The following is an 18,720-nucleotide window of genomic DNA, read 5'->3' on the forward strand; positions in this document are numbered from 1 at the left end:
AACGAACTCAGGCTCTAAAGCCTTTTAGGTTGAACTAATCAGCTTTAAAATATTAACTACTCATCGCAACAAGATTTACGTGCTGCCAGGAGAGTTAAAAAATTATTCCAGCCACTCGGTATGGAACACGCCTTCTTTATCGGTACGTTTATAGGTATGTGCACCGAAGTAGTCGCGCTGCGCCTGAATCAGGTTTGCAGGCAGAACAGCAGCACGATAGCTGTCGTAATAAGCGACTGCAGCAGAGAAGGTTGGCACCGGAATACCGTTCTGTACTGCATAAGCAACAACGTCACGCAGCGCCTGCTGGTAATCATCAGCAATCTGCTTGAAGTATGGAGCCAGCAGCAGGTTAGCAATGTTCGCATTTTCAGCGTACGCATCGGTAATTTTCTGCAGGAACTGCGCACGGATGATGCAACCGGCACGGAAAATCTTCGCGATTTCACCGTAGTTCAGATCCCAGTTGCTCTCATCAGACGCGGCACGCAGCTGAGAGAAGCCCTGCGCATAGGAGACGATTTTACCCAAATACAGTGCGCGACGTACTTTCTCGATAAATTCTGCTTTATCACCTGCCAGCTTCGCCTGTGGACCGGTCAGCACTTTAGATGCTGCAACACGCTGCTCTTTCAGAGAAGAGATGTAACGTGCAAAGACCGATTCGGTGATCAGTGACAGTGGCTCGCCCAGATCCAGTGAACTCTGGCTGGTCCATTTACCGGTACCTTTGTTCGCCGCTTCATCCAGAATCACATCGACCAGGTATTTACCCTCTTCATCTTTCTTGGTGAAGATATCTTTGGTGATGTCGATCAGGTAGCTGCTCAGCTCGCCGTTGTTCCAGTCGGTGAAGGTTTGCGCAAGTTCATCGTTGGAGAGGTTCAGGCCGCCTTTCAGCAGAGAATAGGCTTCTGCGATCAGCTGCATGTCACCGTATTCAATACCGTTGTGAACCATCTTCACATAGTGACCCGCGCCGTCAGGACCGATATAGGTCACGCATGGCTCACCGTCTTCAGCAACCGCAGCGATTTTTGTCAGGATTGGCGCAACCAGCTCATAAGCATCTTTTTGGCCGCCAGGCATGATGGATGGGCCTTTCAGTGCGCCCTCTTCACCGCCGGATACACCGGTACCGATAAAGTTGAAGCCTTCTGCAGAAAGTTCACGGTTACGACGAATGGTGTCATGGAAGAAGGTGTTACCGCCATCGATAATGATGTCGCCTTTTTCCAGATACGGTTTCAAGGAGTCGATGGCCGCATCTGTGCCAGCGCCTGCTTTCACCATTAACAGGATACGACGAGGCGTTTCCAGAGATTCAACGAACTCCTGAACCGTATAGAAAGGAACCAGTTTTTTCCCTGGGTTCTCGGCAATCACTTCTTCGGTTTTATCACGGGAGCGGTTGAAAACGGAGACGGTATAACCACGGCTTTCAATGTTCAGCGCCAGGTTGCGCCCCATCACTGCCATACCGACGACGCCGATCTGTTGTTTGGACATTACTTACTCCTGTCAGGTGTGTTTCTCAGCAATTATGTGCGCTAAGTATATTAATGTACACTGTATCTTAGCGGATAGGTGTCTTAGAATAAATATTTATTATGATTTTAATTGGTTAAGAGCATTTTCCGAAAAGTGTAAATATAACTTACTTACGTAAAATGGTTGAGTACAGAATTGATAATAGTCGTACGGGAATAAGCCTTAACGGTAATCTAATTGAAAGATTCCTGACCAATTCAATTAAAGTCAAATGCCCTGTCCTGTAGAAATTTACTTGTGCTGTATATTCTGATTTGGCATACTTAATTCCTGAACGCCTTGCTGCCATACCATTACCTGTTCTGGCATAAACCAACACATCAGGTAGATTTGCAGTAATCACGCCATTCTGAATCATTCTTACCCATAAAGCATAATCCTCGTATAAATATTCACGTTTATAGCCCCCCGCAAGTAAAACCAAATCTTTTTTGAAAGCTACAGCCATGTGATTGAAAGGATTTCTTTTTTTAGCATAGCGAATGATTTCATTATGCGTTAGTGGCAATTTACGAAATGCATAAACATCATCAAGAGATTCTTTAAACTCTCCAACAGAAGAGCTTAAAAGCCCTACTTTAGGGTTATGTTCAAAATAGGACAGTTGTTTTAAAAAACGATCTTTGTGACATACATCATCAGTATCCATCCTGAATACAAGGTTATGGCTACATGATTTAAGTCCGATATTAAGTGCTTCACCAAGTCCAACATTATTATCTAATCGAATAATAATGATAGGTAATTTGTGGGACCACTTAACTACACAATCATTCAACTCAGGCGTGACAGGCCCATCGAAAACAATCACTATTTCATCTGGCGCAAGAGTTTGCTCATGCAAACTTGTCAGGCAGACATTTAGGAATTCTGGCGATTCTTTGTTATATAAAGATAGTAATACACTAATTTTCATGGCCAATCCTGAAAGAGTATTCTCAACATCATTTATTATGCGGTGTAACATGCAACCATTCTATAAATTGCGCAATTCCAGAGCTAAGATTTGTATAAGTAAAGTTACCTATTTCATCAAGAACACGCTTATTACAAAGTATATTTGATTTTATTATTTGATCATTCGCAATATACTTGATTTGTATTTCATGCTTAGGCAATTGGAGACGAACCGCATCTAAAATAGATAATGTCGACTCGCCAGCACATGAGCCTATGTTATAGACATTATATTTAGGGGTTTCAATGCAATATAAGTTATAAAATATCCCAACAAAGTCTTTAATATAAATATAATCTCTTACTTCAAGCCCACTTCCCCATACCTCAATAGGTTCCCCAGTTAATATCCGACCAATTAATACAGCGATCAACCCTTGGTTTCCAGTAAGTCTCTGGTGAGGACCATAAGGATTAGAAGGTCTTATAATAAGGTGTTTTTTATTTTTATGATTAGCGCAAGACGAAACAAATTGCTCTAATGCAATTTTGCTTTTCCCATAATCACAAATCGCTGTAAGCTTTTCATTTTCATGATGAGGGCGATTGCTACTTTTGTAAACCCGGCCACCTGAAGAGATAAAGATGAAACGTTCAACGACATCAAAAATGTTATTAATAAGATTTTTATTCTGTTCTAATAAGAATTGATAATCAGAAACATTTGAATTTACGGGAAAGGTATTAATTAAGTAAATTGCCGAGTCGATTTTAAGGTTTCGAAGATAATCTTTTTTTTCAGAAACATCAGATAATCCGGCCTCAATAAATATTATCTTACCTTCAAATCCTAAAGGTAGTGTTCTACCATATACAACTACATCATAATTTTTGTTTAAGAAATGTTCAATTAGGTTTACCCCAATAAAACCAGCACCTCCTAAAATTAGAATTTTCTTTTTCACACAACCCTCTTATACACATCAGCATAAATAGATTCTGAATATTTAACGAGTGCAGACCAATCATGTTGATTAATAATATACTCCCGTGATTTTGTAGTCATATTATTCAGAACTTCTTCGTCTATGTTCATTACATAGAGAATTAGTTCAGCAACACTTTGTGGAGTAGTTTGACACTCCCAGCCAACATGATGATTATTAATAATACTCGTCATATTAACGCCTTGCGTAACCAGACATGGTAAACCTGAGTCTAATGCCTCAAGAATAGCCATCGGGAAACCTTCGTATCGAGAAGTTAATATAAAAATATCTTTCTCATAAAACATATCATTTTTTTGCTGACCAAATATTGGTCCTTTAAACGATACATCTTTGAAATTCAATTGATTGATGCGTCTCACTAATTCATTTTCTTCCTCTGGAGAACCCTTTCCATATATTGCAAGATCAAGATTATCGATTTTATTGTTTTCTTTCAACAACATCAAAGCATCTAAAAGGATATCCGTTCCTTTATGTGAAAAATCTATGCGAGAAAGATATACAAATTTATATGGTGAATTTTTTTTCCTGAGTCTCACCTCTTTTGTTTGGATACTTTGCAAGCCGTTACCTTCATACAAAATATTATCATTCCATTGTACAGAATTTTTAGCCTCATCTTCATTTGTAAATATTACAGCGTTTGCATGTTTCACAAATCCCTTGAAAAATAATAGATTCGCTAAATATTTCTTAATTAAGGATTTTTTCTGAGCGTGAGTTATTAAGCTAGAGTGAGGTTTTATGAGATAAGGTTTATTTCTTGAGCGAATCTTTTTTGCAAATGTGATATAACGGTAAAAGTAAAGGCCATGAAAAATAAATATGTCGAAATTATCGATGAGGCTATCATTCATTTCATTATAATTGATGACCTCGAAGGATGCATTTTCGTAGGTGTCATTGATACAGTAAAGCGAAGACTCCATGTCTGAACTGTAATTATTCTGCATCACAATCATCTCAGGTAATAGCCGTCCAATGCCATTTGAAGATTCAATCTTATTCCCAACAATATGCAGTACTTTCATCATAGTTTTCAAAAGTTAATCAATAGTAGGTTGATTAGTGAGGAAGAAACATAATGAGCAATTAAGATATAGTATTTGTTCTTACCTTAATGCTCAACTCAATCATTTTAGAAGTAATAATATAAAATAGCATCAGTACAAGCATGCAGAACCAAGATTTAAAGAACAAGAAATACGAAAAATCATTTACAATGGGTAATGTCAAAATGGAAACAATATAAACACAACTTGCATATGCCCTATCAATTTTACTGAACATCTCTTTTAAGAAGTATAGACCAATAATATTCAGACTGACAATTAAAGGTCCGAGCAATAGCGAGATATCTCCAAATATTGACCATGCATGCGCCTGGAAGTAACTGTTAGAGTTAATCCATGCGTCACCAGCAGTTGGAAAGAATATTGTAATTATTTCCGCTGCAGGATCCACTGCATATATACCAAAAAGGCCCCCCAGAGGCATACCATATGCTATACGAGAAATATCAGGTATCAATGCCTGATATATCATGAAAGAACCTTCAGTTTGACCGATAAATAGCCTTGCTAAAACAGAATCAAAAACCTCTCCTAACGGAATATTATGTAACAACATAAAGAAAGCACAGAGAAGCACAATACTAACTGCAGGAATTATTGTGACAAGCACATAGTTGACGCGTTTGGAAAACTTTAAATAAAGTATAAATAGCATGAAAAGCACAACTATAAACTTTGACTTTTGCATATCATAAATACTATATATGGTTATAAGTAGTAAGTTAACTCTGAATATGAAATTACCAAACTGGTATCGCTTTTTATGGCAATAAGCATAAACCATTGAAATGTATGGGAAGTAGACAAAAATATAACCAATAAACAAACCACCGAAGCCTACTTCGTTTCTGAGTATTTGTGCTTTAGCCAAAGCAGCTCCGTCAAAGTCACCTCTTAGTGCCATCAGGAATGGAATATTTCCAACCGATAGGATTTTGATAGCAATTACTGCAAATGAAAAAAACGTCAGCAATTTGGCGCGAATATGATGTGTTTCCAGTTTCTCAAGATCAACATCAAAACGGCAAATATAAGAAAATAAAAAAATGATGAATAATAAAACTGAAATTGAGATTATAGTATAACGGAATGTTTCAACTTTGCTTTCTGCTGTGATAACTGTATCAACGCCAAATGACATTGGATAATTGTAAAATGCAACTAAAATTGTACCCGGTACAATCTGCACAAACAAAGCCAGTAAAAAAATGGCCCCTAACACCGTTGGTTTGAAACTAAACATTCTCAAACGCACATTTGCCAATATAGTTACAATCGCAAATATTAATATTATTAATGCATTTATAGCCATCATCTTGTCTCTATTTGTTCATTAATTTTTTTGCGAATGAATATAAACGGTATGGTCTAATTAGAAATAATGATTTTTGCAATATGAGATATGGTAATGTCACCTTATTACCAAAGAAACGAATCCAAAGTATTCTTTGTTTAAAAAGCAAATAATCGTCCCATTTTTTTAAAATTTTGCTTAATGGTAATTTAGGCCATATTTTTTCTTTTTGGAAATTATAAAAAGACTCAAGGTAAGAGGCATTTCCAATTCGCGTACCTTGCTGCGATAGAGAGTCACCTTTCCGATAAAGTACAGTAGTCTCTTCAAGATATGAAAGCAAATAACCATTACTAAGACATTTGAACCATAGGGGGTAATCCTCAATCATCGGATAGGATTCATCAGCATACCCAACCTCTTTCAGAACCTTATTGTTGATAAAAGCTGTAGGTGCAAGCAGATAACATTCTGAGAGTATATTATTAAATTGTTGTTGCTGGTTGCATAATATTTTATTTTTATCATGCACAATCGGTGCTTGATATACATTGCCAATGAAGGGAATCATATCAGAGAAAACAATCTTTGCTTCTGGATTATTTGAAACAAAGCATGCATTATGTTTTAAACAGTCTGGCAATAGTAGATCATCCGCGGCAATAGTTTTAATCCATTTTCCACTCGCTAGCCGCCATCCTTGATTACAGTTAGCCGCAACGCCTTTATTTTTTTTATGCGATATAATGATGATTTCTTTGAAAAAAACTTGATTTTGGTTTTTCCACTCTTGGGCAATAAGCAATGTATCGTCTTGAGAACCATCATCAGAGATAATTACTTCAATATTTTTCTTATCATAAGTCTGTTCAAGAATGCTATGTAATGTTTCAGCAATAGTATTCCCAGAATTATAAGATAATACGACAACAGTTATTAGCATTTCCATTTCTGACATGTAAACCTTATATTTACTTAATTTTTGTTAGTACGCCGTTTTTACTAACATAGATGCCTGAAGAGGATATAGACTTATTTACAAGAGAGTTGGCACCAATAATGACATTATCCGCTATACTTACCCCTTTTAATATTACTACGTTAGAACCAATCCAACAGTTAGAACCTATACTAACAGGGCAAGTAACAAATTCGTTTTTGCTAACAAAATATCCATCATTGATTAGATGATCATGATCATATACTTTCACACTTTCACCAAAAATTGTATTTTCTCCAACTTCAATTTTATCAAGGCAATTAAAAGAGCAATTATTATTTACGAAGCAACCTTTCTGAAAAGACAAGCAACCTTGACTTACAAGCAGATTTAAATTATTTCTTGCAACTAAATTTTCAATTTCAATCTTTGCTCGGCCGTATACTGAAACACTTAATCCTTTTCCGAATCTGGGGGATTTAAATTTAATTGAACCTCGTGTACTAATATTGACAATCACGAGGTACATAATACTCAACACCGTATAATAAAGTTTACTAAGATAGTTCAATTTTAAAGCCCTATGCTGCGAAAGTTCTAATTTTTGTTATAACAATAACGCCATAAATTATATAACTAAAAAGATAGGCGTAATTGGCACCGTGCAACATGAAAATAGGAATAAGAATGAATGAAAGTGAAATAAAAACCACACCAAAAAGAAGTTCGGTTAATAAATACCACTTAACAGCACCTCGCGATAACATGGGGAATGCAAATAGCCAAGCTACAATCTTTATTACATCCCCAACTAATTGAATGGCAAAGAGATTCCTTGCCTCACGAAACTCATTAGTAAACAAGATACTAATTAATAAATCACGGAATAAAAAAACCGTGACGGCGATTAGGGATATGATTGGTATTATAACCTTGGTAGTTGATATTATTTCTTTTAATATATTATCTATATCTGATAGTTGAGATAATTTAGGTAAGTAATAGGTGCTGAGCGCTATGGTTATTACACCCAAATAAACTTCAGAAATTTTCCAGACAGCTTGCCATAACCCAGTTCCTTGCCATCCGGTATACTGCACCAATAGATTACGTACAATAAGTAATGATATAGGCATAACTAAAGCACTCGTCATAGCCATAAGTACATATTTACCGATGCCTTTGAACTCAGCAAAGTGAACCGTGCCAATAAAATATTTAATCCCTAACCATTGTTGACCAATATTAGATAGTACAATAATGACACCAATCAATGCTGTTTGAATGGCGGCCGCAATTATCGCTCCAGTAATATTATACTTGATAATTAAAAAAATCATAACAATGCTTGAAGTTAGCACTGAGACAAAGTTTAAAACAATGAATCTTCTGAAGTTTTGTAACCCATTGATGATTGAAAGGAGAAGCGTTCCAAATGCTGAAATGGGTAGTAAAAAGACAACTAAATTAATTACCCATGAATACTTAATATCACCAAAAAAGTAAGTTGCAATGTTTCTTGATGCCAATAATGAGAAGGGCAGCATAACCAGGAAAATAGTTAAAACCCAAAGTATTGAAGCTCGCCACCAAGGCGAGCATTCAGTGAAGCCATTTTTTTTTTGTTCTGACGTATATCTTATGATTCCATTACTTACTGGTGCGTTAATAATCCCTGTTAAAGAAGTAATAAATCCTTGAATCTGCCCAAGTAAAGCCATACCCGCAGGCCCGGTATAAATTGCGACGACCTTAGCGATCGCAAATCCCATTGCCATTTTGGCCAAGGTTAAAATTCCGGTAGAGGCTATAACTTTTAAGAGTTTACTCATCCCATAAAACCATTTAACGCTTTTATAACTGAACTTATGTCAGCATCGGTCATTGTTGGATCCATTGGGATCGATAATACTTGTGAATGAATTTTTTCCGTAAGAGGTAAAACAAGCGATTTCATCTCTTTATAGGCGTTTTGTTTATGAGGTGGAATAGGATAATGAATTAATGATTGAATATTATGTTGCTTGAGCCAGTTTTGTAATGCTTCTCGCTTAGTTGTTTTCACTACAAATAAATGCCATACATGATTTTCCATTTTTTCAATAAATGGTAATTCAAGTAATGGGTTTTTAATTTCTGAAAGATAACGTTGTGCGATTTCTTGCCTGATTTTAATATCATTATCAAGCATTGTTAGTTTAACACGTAACATAGCCGCTTGTATTTCATCAAGCCGGCTATTAACTCCCTGATATATATTTAAATATTTTTTCTCTGATCCATAGTTTCTTAACGCACTAACAACAGTAAATAGCTCCTGATCATTAGTGGTAATGGCACCAGCATCACCAAGCGCCCCTAGATTTTTACCAGGATAAAAACTAAATCCAGCTGCATCGCCCCAGCTACCTGCTCGTTTGCCTTCAATTTGGGCGCCATGTGATTGAGCGCAATCTTCAAGAACTAACAAGCCATGTTTTTTTGCAAGCGCCATGATTTCTTTCATTGGTGAAATCTGGCCATATAAATGCACTGGCAGAATGACTTTAGTTTTATCAGATATCGCAGCACGGACATTATTAATATTTAAATTAAATGTTCCCTCATCAGGTTCTACTAGCACAGGCACAAGATTATTTTCTGTAATAGCTAAAACGGAAGCAATATAGGTATTAGCCTGTACGATAACTTCATCGCCATCCTTTAATTTACCCATTTCTTTCCAGGCTCGAAGCACTAACGTAAGTGCATCCAGACCATTTGCAACACCCAGAGAGAATTTAACCTGACAGAATTTTGCAAATTCTTGCTCGAAGGCTTGTAATTCCGCTCCCATTATATACCAACCTGAATCGATCACTCGTTCGACAGCACTGATTAACTCACTTCTTTGTCGCTCGTTTATCTTTTTCAGATTCAAAAAATCAACCATTTTTTCACCATTATTTAGCTATAATAACCCAAAAGAATAACATTCCAATTATTAATGAGTTAAGGTGTTGTCGCAATTAACCTTGTTGGGCTTGTACAATCATTTTGAAGGTAGAATAATCTCTAATATAATCTGATTCTTCATACTCCATATCAGCTAAGACCATAAGTACACAATCTTCGCTGAAATCAGTCATTTCTCTCCAAACAAAGGAGTTAATTAGTAGACCTTGCGTGGGGTTATCCAATATCACATTTACTCGTTCATTCCCATCATCAAGAATAAACCGACAACTCCCTTTCACAGCAATTGCAACTTGTTTTAATTTACGGTGAGCGTGAAAACCACGAGTAACACCCTGTTTAGTATCAAAGATATAATATACTCTTCGAATATCGAAAGGGATATTTCTTTCCCTTTCAAGCGATACTAATGCGCCACGCTCGTCCCCATGTACCTGGAGCGGAATAAAATCTATTTTCATATATGATTTGCCAACTTAATTAAGTATTGACCATAATGATTTTTACTTAAATGCATGCCCATATTTAATAATTCTTCATTACTCAACCATCCATTGCGCCATGCAATTTCTTCAGGACATGCGACCATCATCCCCTGACGTTTTTGAACGGTTTCAACGAAACTGCCAGCTTCAATCAAGCTGTCATGCGTACCAGTATCCAACCATGCAAAACCTCGTCCTAACAACTCAACATTAAGGGTATTATTACTCAGGTAAACTTCATTAACCGTCGTTATTTCTAACTCCCCTCTAGCCGAAGGTTTGATATTTTTGGAAATATCAATTACGTCATTATCATAAAAGTAAAGTCCTGTCACAGCCCAATTCGATTTAGGTTTCGCAGGTTTTTCTTCAATACTTAACGCCTTAAAATTATTATCAAACTCTACAACGCCAAAACGTTCTGGATCCATGACTTGATAGCCAAAAACGGTAGCACCGCTGGCTCGACTACTTGCCATCTGTAATTTTGGTGTAAAACCTTGCCCAAAGAATATATTATCTCCAAGGACCAAACAAACTGAGTCATTACCAATGAATTTTTCGCCAATAATGAATGCTTGAGCTAATCCATCTGGACTCGGCTGAATAGCATAGTTCAAATTAATTCCAAATTGGGTTCCATCACCTAACAATCGAATAAAACCTGCCTGATCTTCTGGGGTTGTAATAATTAAAATATCTTTTATACCCGCAAGCATTAGCACTGATAATGGATAATACACCATAGGTTTGTCGTATATGGGAAGCAGCTGTTTAGATACACCCATAGTGATAGGATATAGCCTGGTACCTGACCCACCCGCAAGTATGATACCTTTCATTAGTTATTCTCTCCATATTGTTTGGACAGCCACGCGGTGTACGCTCCACTTTTCACATTGCTGACCCACGTCTCATTCGCCAAATACCAATTAACAGTTTTACGAATTCCACTCTCAAACGTTTCTAATGGTTTCCATCCCAAATCATTATTTATTTTAGTTGCATCAATGGCATAACGGCGGTCATGGCCAGGACGATCGATAACATAGGAGATTTGATCTCGGTAAGAACCCTCTTTCGGCACAATCTCATCAAGCAGATCGCAAATAGTATGGACTACATCCAGATTTTGCTTCTCGTTGTAACCCCCAATGTTATAGGTTTCACCAGGCTTGCCCTGCGTGACAACGGTATAAAGTGCACGTGCATGATCTTCAACATACAACCAGTCGCGGATTTGATCGCCTTTACCATAAATTGGTAAAGTTTTACCTTCCAGCGCGTTAAGGATAACTAATGGTATTAGTTTTTCCGGAAAATGATACGGCCCGTAGTTGTTAGAACAGTTTGTTACAATGGTCGGGAATCCATAAGTACGCAACCATGCGCGAACAAGATGATCACTGGACGCTTTCGAAGCCGAATACGGGCTGCTTGGTGCATAGGCTGTTGCTTCAGTAAATAGTGGCAATTTTGCAGCGGCAGGATGTTCGTCCGGGTGTGGCAGATCCCCATACACTTCGTCAGTGGAAATATGGTGGAAGCGGAAGTTTTTTTTCGCATCGCCTTCAAGCGTTGACCAATAGGCTCTGGCCGCTTCAAGCAGCACATAGGTGCCGACGATATTGGTTTCAATAAATGCTGCAGGCCCGGTAATGGAGCGGTCAACATGACTCTCCGCCGCCAGATGCATGACGGCATCAGGCTTATGCTCGGCAAAAATACGGTCCATCGCCGCTTTATCACAAATATCAGCATGTTCAAAAACGTAACGCTGACTGTTGCTTACTTCAGCCAGAGATTCCAGGTTACCGGCATAGGTCAATTTATCGACATTGACCACTGTATCCTGGGTATCTTGAATAATATGTCGTACAACTGCAGAGCCGATAAAGCCAGCACCACCGGTAACAAGTATTTTCACGCGTTATTTTCCGTTAAATGAATACATCAGGACATTGAAATCTGAAAATAGATCAAACAGCATTTTCAAAAATCAGACACGCTACCGCCCCTGGCTTAACAGCTACCAGTGCACTGAACGTGATCATAATAGAGGTTTTTTGCCGTCTGACCCTGGCATAGTTGTGACAGGGTAGGACGCAAATCAATTAATAATTGTCGTCTTAAATGCTGTTAGAAACAAGGGAAAAAACCAGGCTATCGATACAAAAAAGCAGCAATTAACCGACTGAAATTAAACAATATATTCAAAAACAAAAACGGCAGTGCCATTCACTGAGCCAATAAAAGCCTGGAATGATCCACTGCCGTAAGACAACGCCTAACCAACCGTTAATCGTTAGTTAATAGCTTCTTCATACTTTCACGAAACTTCTGCCCTTCTTTAAGATTACGAAGGCCATATTGCACAAAGGCCTGCATGTATCCCATCTTCTTACCGCAATCATAACTGTCGCCGGTCATCAACATCGCGTCGACAGACTGTTTCTTCGCCAGCTCTGCAATCGCATCGGTCAGCTGGATACGATCCCAGGCACCTGGCTCGGTCTGCTCCAGCTCAGTCCAGATTTCAGCGTTTAATACATAACGACCCACTGCCATCAGATCGGAGTCGAGAGTCTGCGGCTGATCGGGTTTCTCAATAAACTCAACGATACGGCTGACTTTACCTTCTGAATCAAGCGGCTCTTTGGTCTGAATAACAGAGTACTCGGACAGATCGCCTTTCATACGCTTCGCCAGCACCTGACTGCGGCCAGTCTCGTTGAAACGTGCAACCATGGCAGCAAGGTTATAGCGCAGCGGATCGGCAGATGCGCTGTCCAGAATGATATCCGGCAAAACAACTACAAATGGGTTATCTCCCACAACGGGACGCGCGCACAGAATAGAGTGACCCAGCCCAAGCGGCTGCGCCTGGCGAACGTTCATAATGGTTACACCCGGCGGGCAGATAGATTGGACTTCCGCCAGCAACTGACGCTTAACGCGCTGCTCCAGAAGGGCCTCAAGTTCGTAAGAGGTGTCGAAGTGGTTTTCCACCGCATTCTTCGAAGAATGGGTAACCAGAACGATTTCTTTGATACCTGCAGCAACAATCTCGTCGACAATGTACTGAATCATTGGCTTGTCAACGATAGGTAGCATCTCTTTAGGGATTGCCTTTGTGGCTGGCAGCATATGCATGCCCAAACCTGCTACTGGAATGACCGCTTTCAAATTAACCATTACCTTTTCCACCTTAAGAGGATTGACGAAGTATAGACGTTTCGCAGGATAGAACCCAGACGCGAAAGCCTGAACACGTCATATGCAAATCACGTTTTGGCTGAATAGTAGTATTACTTAACCCGATCCAGAACAAAGTTAGACCCAGAATAGTCGGAATTAAGGATATTTGGCTCGTAACAGTCCTTTTTTCGACCAATCGCTCAACATCTACTCAGAAACAAACGTGATGTCGTCCTTCTTCTCATGCACAAATTCGTACTTTAAGGTACGGTCAAGCCCTTGTGATAATGTGTAAGGCGCTTTAAATCCGGAGTTATGAACTTTATGAGCATCAAACTGCGTTGTTGCACAGAATTTTTTTACACGGACCGAACTAATAGCATATTTTTTGCCCGTCACTTTGCTAAGAATATCAAAGCAATAGCCCCCTAACATGCCTAAAGGGTATGGGAGATGTACTGATGGAATTTTTTTACTCAGGCTTTTTTCCACTTCCGATACTAACTGATTCATGTTCAGATCTGGCTTATCGACATAATTATAAACCTCATAACCAGGCTGAACATTTGTGAGCTTGAACTTGATAAACTCTACGATATTCCCAACGTATGCCATTGACTTATAGTTAGTTCCAGCACCTACCATAGCAAATTTACCGCCAGCTATCTGTTTGAGCAGATTGTACACGTTACCCCGGTTCCGCTCGCCAAAAATAACTGTCGGACGAATGATAGTCAGAGAACGTTCAGACGACGCTTTAGCATGCCACTCCCTGAGTACCTCTTCGGCTTGCCACTTGCTCTTACCATAGTGATTGAAAGGGTCATGAGGATGTGTTTCATTCGGGTTAACTTTGTTCAAACCGTACACGGCCACAGAACTGGTGAAAATGATGTTTTTAACACCATTTTTTTCCATAGCAGCCAGAACATTGCGTGTCCCCTGAACATTAACATCGTAATAAAGCGATGTTGGGCTCACATCATCACGATGTTCTGCAGCAAGTAAAACTACGGTGTTGAATCCGGCAAGAGCAGCGTCGAGTTGTTCCTGATTACGGACATCACCAGCCACGGTAATCTCTGGGTAAAAGTGACTTTGCTGTTTATCAAGGTTGGTGACATCAAACTCGCCCTGAGAAATCTCAATCAAACGAGTGCCCACAAAACCAGATGCACCAATAAATAATACTTTCTCGTTCATAAACCGCTCATTCTGTAATGTGTAAGTATCCCCTGACAACGTATCGTACCTTTCATGAGGAATCACGCGTTAGAAGGGATGAAGTCCGTAATTTAATGGCTCGGATTATAGTCCTTAATTGTTGTGAGTTCAGTAACAAAATTTCAAGAGTTCCAGAGGATGGCTCTTGAAATTTCATCCATTTATTGTCTGCTACCGCTTCGTCGGCAGCTTAAAATTCAGCCGCTCCGTATTAATCGTATGCTGATCGATGCGGTCGATATCCACCGAGCTCTGCCCCTTCTCATTAATCGCCTTAATGTTCGCCAGCGAGAGCAGCGTCTCTTCGCGAGCCATAAATTTCCCGCGCACATCCTTGCGCAGATCGAAATTCAGCTTCAGGGCCGGCCCTCTGTCTGCGTCCTGCATCACGTTGATATTGCGCATAAAAAGATGCTGCGGTTTATTATGTAACTCCAGCGTGGCGCGCTTCATCTCGAGGTTGGTGATCGCCACAAACGAAGTGGCATTGCCGGAGGAGATCTGTATTCCGCGCAATTTTCGTGCAAGGTTATGATTGTCGAGGTGAATATTGTTCAGGCGAAAATTCTGCGGTATCGACAAATAATCGCCTTTGATCACCCCGTAGCCAATTAAAATCCCCGCGCTCTCGACCATTTCAACATTATCGATGACAAAGTTATCGCAGCCATATATCGCTACCGTTGCGTTATCGATCCCCGCTTTTTTGCTGAAGTCCGGAGTGATATTTCGGGCTTTAACATTACGGATAACAAAGTGTTTACCATTCTCAACGTGCACTAACTGGCGGCAGTTGCTGCCGGTGATATTGGCCACCACAAAGTTCTTCACCGCCTGGTCTTCCGGGTAGGCATTGTCATAGGTGCTTCCGGCCAGGCCAATGCCGATCCCCCAGTTAATTTTACCGTTGGTGCAGTCGATATGGTCGATAACGTGGTCTGAGATCAGGATGTTCTGGTCGTTGATCGCCACGTTCCACTCAATGGCATCGCCCTGTAGATAGCTGAAGTGGCAGTTGGTGATTTTGGCGCCATCCACCTGGTTGTGGAACCCCTGACGCAGGATCGCATAGTTCGCCTTCGTGACCCGCAGATTGTCGATCAGCAGGTTGCGCATCACCCGCGGTTTTTTACCGCCGATGTAAATCTGGGTTACCGGGCCATAGCCGCTCATGGCCAGCCCCTGGATCACGCAGTCGGAGCCGCGAACGTCGAGGGTGATGTTTTCGCTGCGCCCCTCCCCTTCCCCAATCACTTTACTGCCATCCTGCAATACCAGCCGTCCCCGTCCATTGCCGGTCAGCGCGCCGCGGATGCGCAGGGTTTTGCCCTCGGGGATAAAGATGGCGGTGTTGATGTTGTCGCAGGTGAGCCCGGCGGGTACCACCACGGTGTCGCCGTCGGTAAAGGCCTTTTTAAAGGCTGCGATCCAGTCACGATGGTTATACCGGCTGATATCCACCGTGCCGCCGCTAGCGGCGGCACGCACGCCTGTCATGGATGCGGCGGCCAGTACGGAACAGGTGGCGACAAAGGCGCGTCGCGTCATCTCTTTCGGCATATCGCCTCCCTTTTTAAAGCGTCTGTAGCAGAGTGGCTAACTGCCGGTTGATCAGGTGTTGATTAAAATCGTTCTCGACTTTCCGGCGCGCATTGTGCAGCACGGGCGAGAGCTCATGGTGATCCAGCGCGGCGAAGCGCTCCAGCTGCGTGGCCAGCGCCTCGGGGTTGTTCTCTTCCACCAGCCAGCCGGAGTGGCCGGGTTCGATCAGTTCAGGAATGCCGCTGTGTACCGTGGAAACCACCGGGATCCCCACCGCCATCGCCTCCATCAGCGCCACCGGGATGCCTTCCATATCGCCATCCGTGCCGGTGACCGACGGCAGTAAGAAGATATCGGCGGCATCGAGCATGGCTTTGACCTCATGGCTGGGCTTGAACCCCGGCATCTCGACATACTCCTCCAGCTCGTACTGTTCGATCAGGGTGCGCAGGCGGCGCTCCCAGGGGCCAATGCCGAGAATACGATAGCGAAAAGCTACCCCGCGCGCTTTTAGCTGCCGGCAGGCCTCGATCGCCACGTGCAGCCCTTTTTTCTCGGTCAGGCGTGCCACTGAGATAATCTCCAGCGGAGTTCCCGGGGCCTTCACCGGTCGTTGGGTAAAGCGATCCATATCCACGCCCATGCGCGAGACGGTGATTTTTTCGGGCGGGCAGCCCATGTTTTTCAGACGCCCGGCCCAGAGATCGCTTATCGGCAGCATCATATCGCCACGCTGAAACAGGCGTTGATACTCCGGGGTGTAGTGCGCCAGTACCTCCCGGCTGGAGATGTCGATCCCGTGGAAGACGGTAGCGATTTTCCCCTCGATAACCCCCAGCTCGCGCAGTTTGGCCGCCGTGACGCCCGCCGGGCCGAAATGGGCGATAAACACATCCGCGCGCCAGGGCCGTGCCGTCTGGCCGCAGATAGCTGAGAGGATCAGGTTGCGCGATTCGGCGCCATAGCGGGAAACATTCAACGCCCTCCAGGTGCCGGGGCGATGCAGCCCGCGCAGGGTCTGGCGGGCGCGGTAGCCCAGTTTTGCCAGCTTGCCCTGCGGCTCGTCCTGCAACCAGCGGGTTTTGCTGGCCAGGTCGTATTGCGTCCACGCGGCATGGGTATTTTGCGTATCGCCCTTCTGCAGGGCGACGATCTCCACGTCATAACCCATATCAATAAACGCGGTGATCTGGTTCAACACAAAAGTTTCTGACGAGAGCGGGAATTTCAGTAAGAAGAAACCAACCTTCATTTGCCCTCCCCGACCCGATCCAGCACCGATTTCACCATCCTGATGCCGTTCTCACGTTCGGCTTTCACCGCCACCGCGAGGCGTTCGTTAATGGCCGGCAACTGGCCGAGGGTGTCGCCCACCATCGCGCCCAGGGAGCCATCCAGCAGATGGCGAATATCCACCGCCATCTCCGGCATCCCCAGCTGCTGCATGATCCCGGCAGACTTGTGTTCATAGTTAATGGCAATGGCCGGGGTGCCAAAGTTCATGGAGATGATCGCGGAATGCAGACGGGTGCCGACGGTCAGATCGCAGGCCCCCAGCAGTTTGCCCATCTCGAGGTCGTTCAGTTCGTCCATCACCACGTGATATCGGGACGGATCGCTGACGTGCTGGCGCAGGTTGAGCGCCACCATGCGGTCATCTTTGTTGTAGCTGTCGATCCCGGTACAGGTAGAGAGCGCCAGCACCTGATAACCACTGTCCAGTACCCGGTTGACCACCTCAGCAAAGGCCTTTTCGTAGGCCGCCTGGGTGGTGCCCAGACGTTTGTCGAACGGGGCCAGTTCACGCAGGGTAATGGCGACGGTTTTTTGCTGCCCCACCACGTTCAGCCAGTGCTGCACGGCATAGCTCGGAGTAAAGTTCGCCTCCTGATGATCCACCAGCCAGGCAGTGTCCACACCCTGCTCCACTTTGGTGGTATCGATCTCGCTGCGCTGCATCAGATTCAGACTTACCGACTCACGCAGGATCAGGGCATCGCAGTGGCCAAACACATAGTTCGCCAGCTGGTTGAACTGCGGATCCTGGAACGGCCCGACGCTGTGGCCGACCATAAACAGCGGCTTTTTCGCCATAAAGGTACAGAGCGCATGCTCAAACTGCGGCACGCCGTAGAGGTCAACGAAGAAGGAGCCGCCCACCTGGATGATGGCGTCGTAGCCGGAGAGCAGACGGACAAAATCGGTAAAGCCCTGGGCGATAGCAATGTTGCGCAGCTTGCCGGTGTCGGTCACGCGGGACAGCAGCACCTGGTGCTGATAGCGGCGGCGAAGGACCTTTTTCACCCGCCCCATCACGCCTGCGGCATTGTTATGCTGTTTCATCTGGCTGTAGAGCGGATCGCCCATCACCGGACGGTTCAGCAGCCAGGAGGAGCTCACCGGGTAGCGGCTCATCACATCAACTTCGGTCTCCGGCGACAGAGCGTAAATGGCATCCAGCAGGCCGCGCAGAATGGCGCTGTCACCACGGTTACCACAGGTATGGTTGCCCAGAATCAGTAATTTCATAATAACCTCTTAAAAGATTCCC

Annotated in this window: 17 protein-coding genes; all 17 read right to left on the minus strand. The window is 42.7% G+C overall.

What is annotated here, in order from left to right; translation table 11 throughout:
- Positions 1-102: 102 nt before the first annotated feature.
- Positions 103-1,509 carry an NADP-dependent phosphogluconate dehydrogenase gene (gene gndA / locus GNG27_RS15225; RefSeq protein WP_156264186.1) on the minus strand — a complete coding sequence of 469 codons (1,407 nt, stop codon included), beginning with the start codon at positions 1,507-1,509 and terminating at the stop codon, positions 103-105.
- A gap of 148 nt (positions 1,510-1,657) precedes the next feature.
- Positions 1,658-2,467 carry a glycosyltransferase gene (locus GNG27_RS15230; protein ID WP_156264187.1) on the minus strand — a complete coding sequence of 270 codons (810 nt, stop codon included), beginning with the start codon at positions 2,465-2,467 and terminating at the stop codon, positions 1,658-1,660.
- Positions 2,468-2,495: 28 nt separating this feature from the next.
- Positions 2,496-3,413, minus strand: coding sequence for an NAD-dependent epimerase/dehydratase family protein (locus GNG27_RS15235; protein WP_156264188.1), 918 nt, complete (start codon positions 3,411-3,413; stop codon positions 2,496-2,498).
- Positions 3,410-4,489 (minus strand): glycosyltransferase, encoded by a 1,080-nt coding sequence (locus GNG27_RS15240; RefSeq protein WP_197090531.1) that lies wholly within the window; start codon positions 4,487-4,489, stop codon positions 3,410-3,412. The genes GNG27_RS15235 and GNG27_RS15240 overlap by 4 nt, the downstream gene beginning before the upstream one ends.
- Before the next feature lie 61 nt (positions 4,490-4,550).
- On the minus strand, positions 4,551-5,846 hold the full coding sequence (locus GNG27_RS15245; protein WP_285130279.1) for a hypothetical protein: 1,296 nt from the start codon (positions 5,844-5,846) through the stop codon (positions 4,551-4,553).
- Positions 5,847-5,853: 7 nt separating this feature from the next.
- Positions 5,854-6,783, minus strand: coding sequence for a glycosyltransferase (locus GNG27_RS15250; protein ID WP_156264190.1), 930 nt, complete (start codon positions 6,781-6,783; stop codon positions 5,854-5,856).
- Between the two features lie 13 nt (positions 6,784-6,796).
- Positions 6,797-7,294 carry an acyltransferase gene (locus GNG27_RS15255; RefSeq protein ID WP_156264191.1) on the minus strand — a complete coding sequence of 166 codons (498 nt, stop codon included), beginning with the start codon at positions 7,292-7,294 and terminating at the stop codon, positions 6,797-6,799.
- A gap of 52 nt (positions 7,295-7,346) precedes the next feature.
- The gene (locus tag GNG27_RS15260) at positions 7,347-8,597 is read right to left on the minus strand and encodes an O-antigen translocase (protein ID WP_156264192.1); all 1,251 of its coding nucleotides are present in this window, start codon (positions 8,595-8,597) and stop codon (positions 7,347-7,349) included.
- Positions 8,594-9,697 carry a DegT/DnrJ/EryC1/StrS aminotransferase family protein gene (locus GNG27_RS15265; protein ID WP_156264193.1) on the minus strand — a complete coding sequence of 368 codons (1,104 nt, stop codon included), beginning with the start codon at positions 9,695-9,697 and terminating at the stop codon, positions 8,594-8,596. The genes GNG27_RS15260 and GNG27_RS15265 overlap by 4 nt, the downstream gene beginning before the upstream one ends.
- Positions 9,698-9,773: 76 nt before the next feature.
- On the minus strand, positions 9,774-10,181 hold the full coding sequence (locus GNG27_RS15270) for an FdtA/QdtA family cupin domain-containing protein (protein ID WP_156264194.1): 408 nt from the start codon (positions 10,179-10,181) through the stop codon (positions 9,774-9,776).
- Positions 10,178-11,047 (minus strand): glucose-1-phosphate thymidylyltransferase RfbA, encoded by an 870-nt coding sequence (rfbA, locus tag GNG27_RS15275; protein ID WP_156264195.1) that lies wholly within the window; start codon positions 11,045-11,047, stop codon positions 10,178-10,180. Before rfbA ends, GNG27_RS15270 begins: the two co-directional genes overlap by 4 nt.
- Entirely contained in the window at positions 11,047-12,132 is a 1,086-nt protein-coding gene (gene rfbB, locus GNG27_RS15280; protein ID WP_156264196.1) for a dTDP-glucose 4,6-dehydratase, read from the minus strand. Before rfbB ends, rfbA begins: the two co-directional genes overlap by 1 nt.
- A gap of 371 nt (positions 12,133-12,503) precedes the next feature.
- Positions 12,504-13,400, minus strand: coding sequence for a GalU regulator GalF (galF, locus tag GNG27_RS15285; RefSeq protein ID WP_156264197.1), 897 nt, complete (start codon positions 13,398-13,400; stop codon positions 12,504-12,506).
- A gap of 210 nt (positions 13,401-13,610) precedes the next feature.
- Complete coding sequence (locus GNG27_RS15290) at positions 13,611-14,606, minus strand: NAD-dependent epimerase/dehydratase family protein (RefSeq protein ID WP_156264198.1); 996 nt, start codon at positions 14,604-14,606, stop codon at positions 13,611-13,613.
- 192 nt (positions 14,607-14,798) lie between these two features.
- A complete protein-coding gene (wcaM, locus tag GNG27_RS15295; protein ID WP_156264199.1) occupies positions 14,799-16,187 on the minus strand; it encodes a colanic acid biosynthesis protein WcaM in 1,389 nt (462 codons plus the stop codon).
- Positions 16,188-16,200: 13 nt separating this feature from the next.
- On the minus strand, positions 16,201-17,421 hold the full coding sequence (gene wcaL / locus GNG27_RS15300) for a colanic acid biosynthesis glycosyltransferase WcaL (protein ID WP_156264200.1): 1,221 nt from the start codon (positions 17,419-17,421) through the stop codon (positions 16,201-16,203).
- On the minus strand, positions 17,418-18,698 hold the full coding sequence (gene wcaK, locus GNG27_RS15305) for a colanic acid biosynthesis pyruvyl transferase WcaK (RefSeq protein WP_156264201.1): 1,281 nt from the start codon (positions 18,696-18,698) through the stop codon (positions 17,418-17,420). Before wcaK ends, wcaL begins: the two co-directional genes overlap by 4 nt.
- Positions 18,699-18,720 lie beyond the last annotated feature (22 nt).

This window comes from Leclercia sp. 119287, assembly GCF_009734485.1.
GTDB classification, from domain to species: domain Bacteria; phylum Pseudomonadota; class Gammaproteobacteria; order Enterobacterales; family Enterobacteriaceae; genus Enterobacter; species Enterobacter adecarboxylatus_C.

Excerpts from the sequence above, each read along its gene's own strand:
- galF (WP_156264197.1), bottom strand. The coding sequence starts at position 13,400 with ATGGTTAATTTGAAAGCGGTCATTCCAGTAGCAGGTTTGGGCATGCAT.
- GNG27_RS15265 (WP_156264193.1), bottom strand. The coding sequence starts at position 9,697 with ATGGTTGATTTTTTGAATCTGAAAAAGATAAACGAGCGACAAAGAAGT.
- GNG27_RS15240 (WP_197090531.1), bottom strand. The coding sequence starts at position 4,489 with ATGAAAGTACTGCATATTGTTGGGAATAAGATTGAATCTTCAAATGGC.
- rfbA (WP_156264195.1), bottom strand. The coding sequence starts at position 11,047 with ATGAAAGGTATCATACTTGCGGGTGGGTCAGGTACCAGGCTATATCCT.
- GNG27_RS15260 (WP_156264192.1), bottom strand. The coding sequence starts at position 8,597 with ATGAGTAAACTCTTAAAAGTTATAGCCTCTACCGGAATTTTAACCTTG.
- wcaM (WP_156264199.1), bottom strand. The coding sequence starts at position 16,187 with ATGCCGAAAGAGATGACGCGACGCGCCTTTGTCGCCACCTGTTCCGTA.
- GNG27_RS15270 (WP_156264194.1), bottom strand. The coding sequence starts at position 10,181 with ATGAAAATAGATTTTATTCCGCTCCAGGTACATGGGGACGAGCGTGGC.
- GNG27_RS15250 (WP_156264190.1), bottom strand. The coding sequence starts at position 6,783 with ATGTCAGAAATGGAAATGCTAATAACTGTTGTCGTATTATCTTATAAT.
- GNG27_RS15230 (WP_156264187.1), bottom strand. The coding sequence starts at position 2,467 with ATGAAAATTAGTGTATTACTATCTTTATATAACAAAGAATCGCCAGAA.
- GNG27_RS15255 (WP_156264191.1), bottom strand. The coding sequence starts at position 7,294 with ATGTACCTCGTGATTGTCAATATTAGTACACGAGGTTCAATTAAATTT.
- GNG27_RS15290 (WP_156264198.1), bottom strand. The coding sequence starts at position 14,606 with ATGAACGAGAAAGTATTATTTATTGGTGCATCTGGTTTTGTGGGCACT.
- wcaL (WP_156264200.1), bottom strand. The coding sequence starts at position 17,421 with ATGAAGGTTGGTTTCTTCTTACTGAAATTCCCGCTCTCGTCAGAAACT.
- wcaK (WP_156264201.1), bottom strand. The coding sequence starts at position 18,698 with ATGAAATTACTGATTCTGGGCAACCATACCTGTGGTAACCGTGGTGAC.
- gndA (WP_156264186.1), bottom strand. The coding sequence starts at position 1,509 with ATGTCCAAACAACAGATCGGCGTCGTCGGTATGGCAGTGATGGGGCGC.
- GNG27_RS15245 (WP_285130279.1), bottom strand. The coding sequence starts at position 5,846 with ATGATGGCTATAAATGCATTAATAATATTAATATTTGCGATTGTAACT.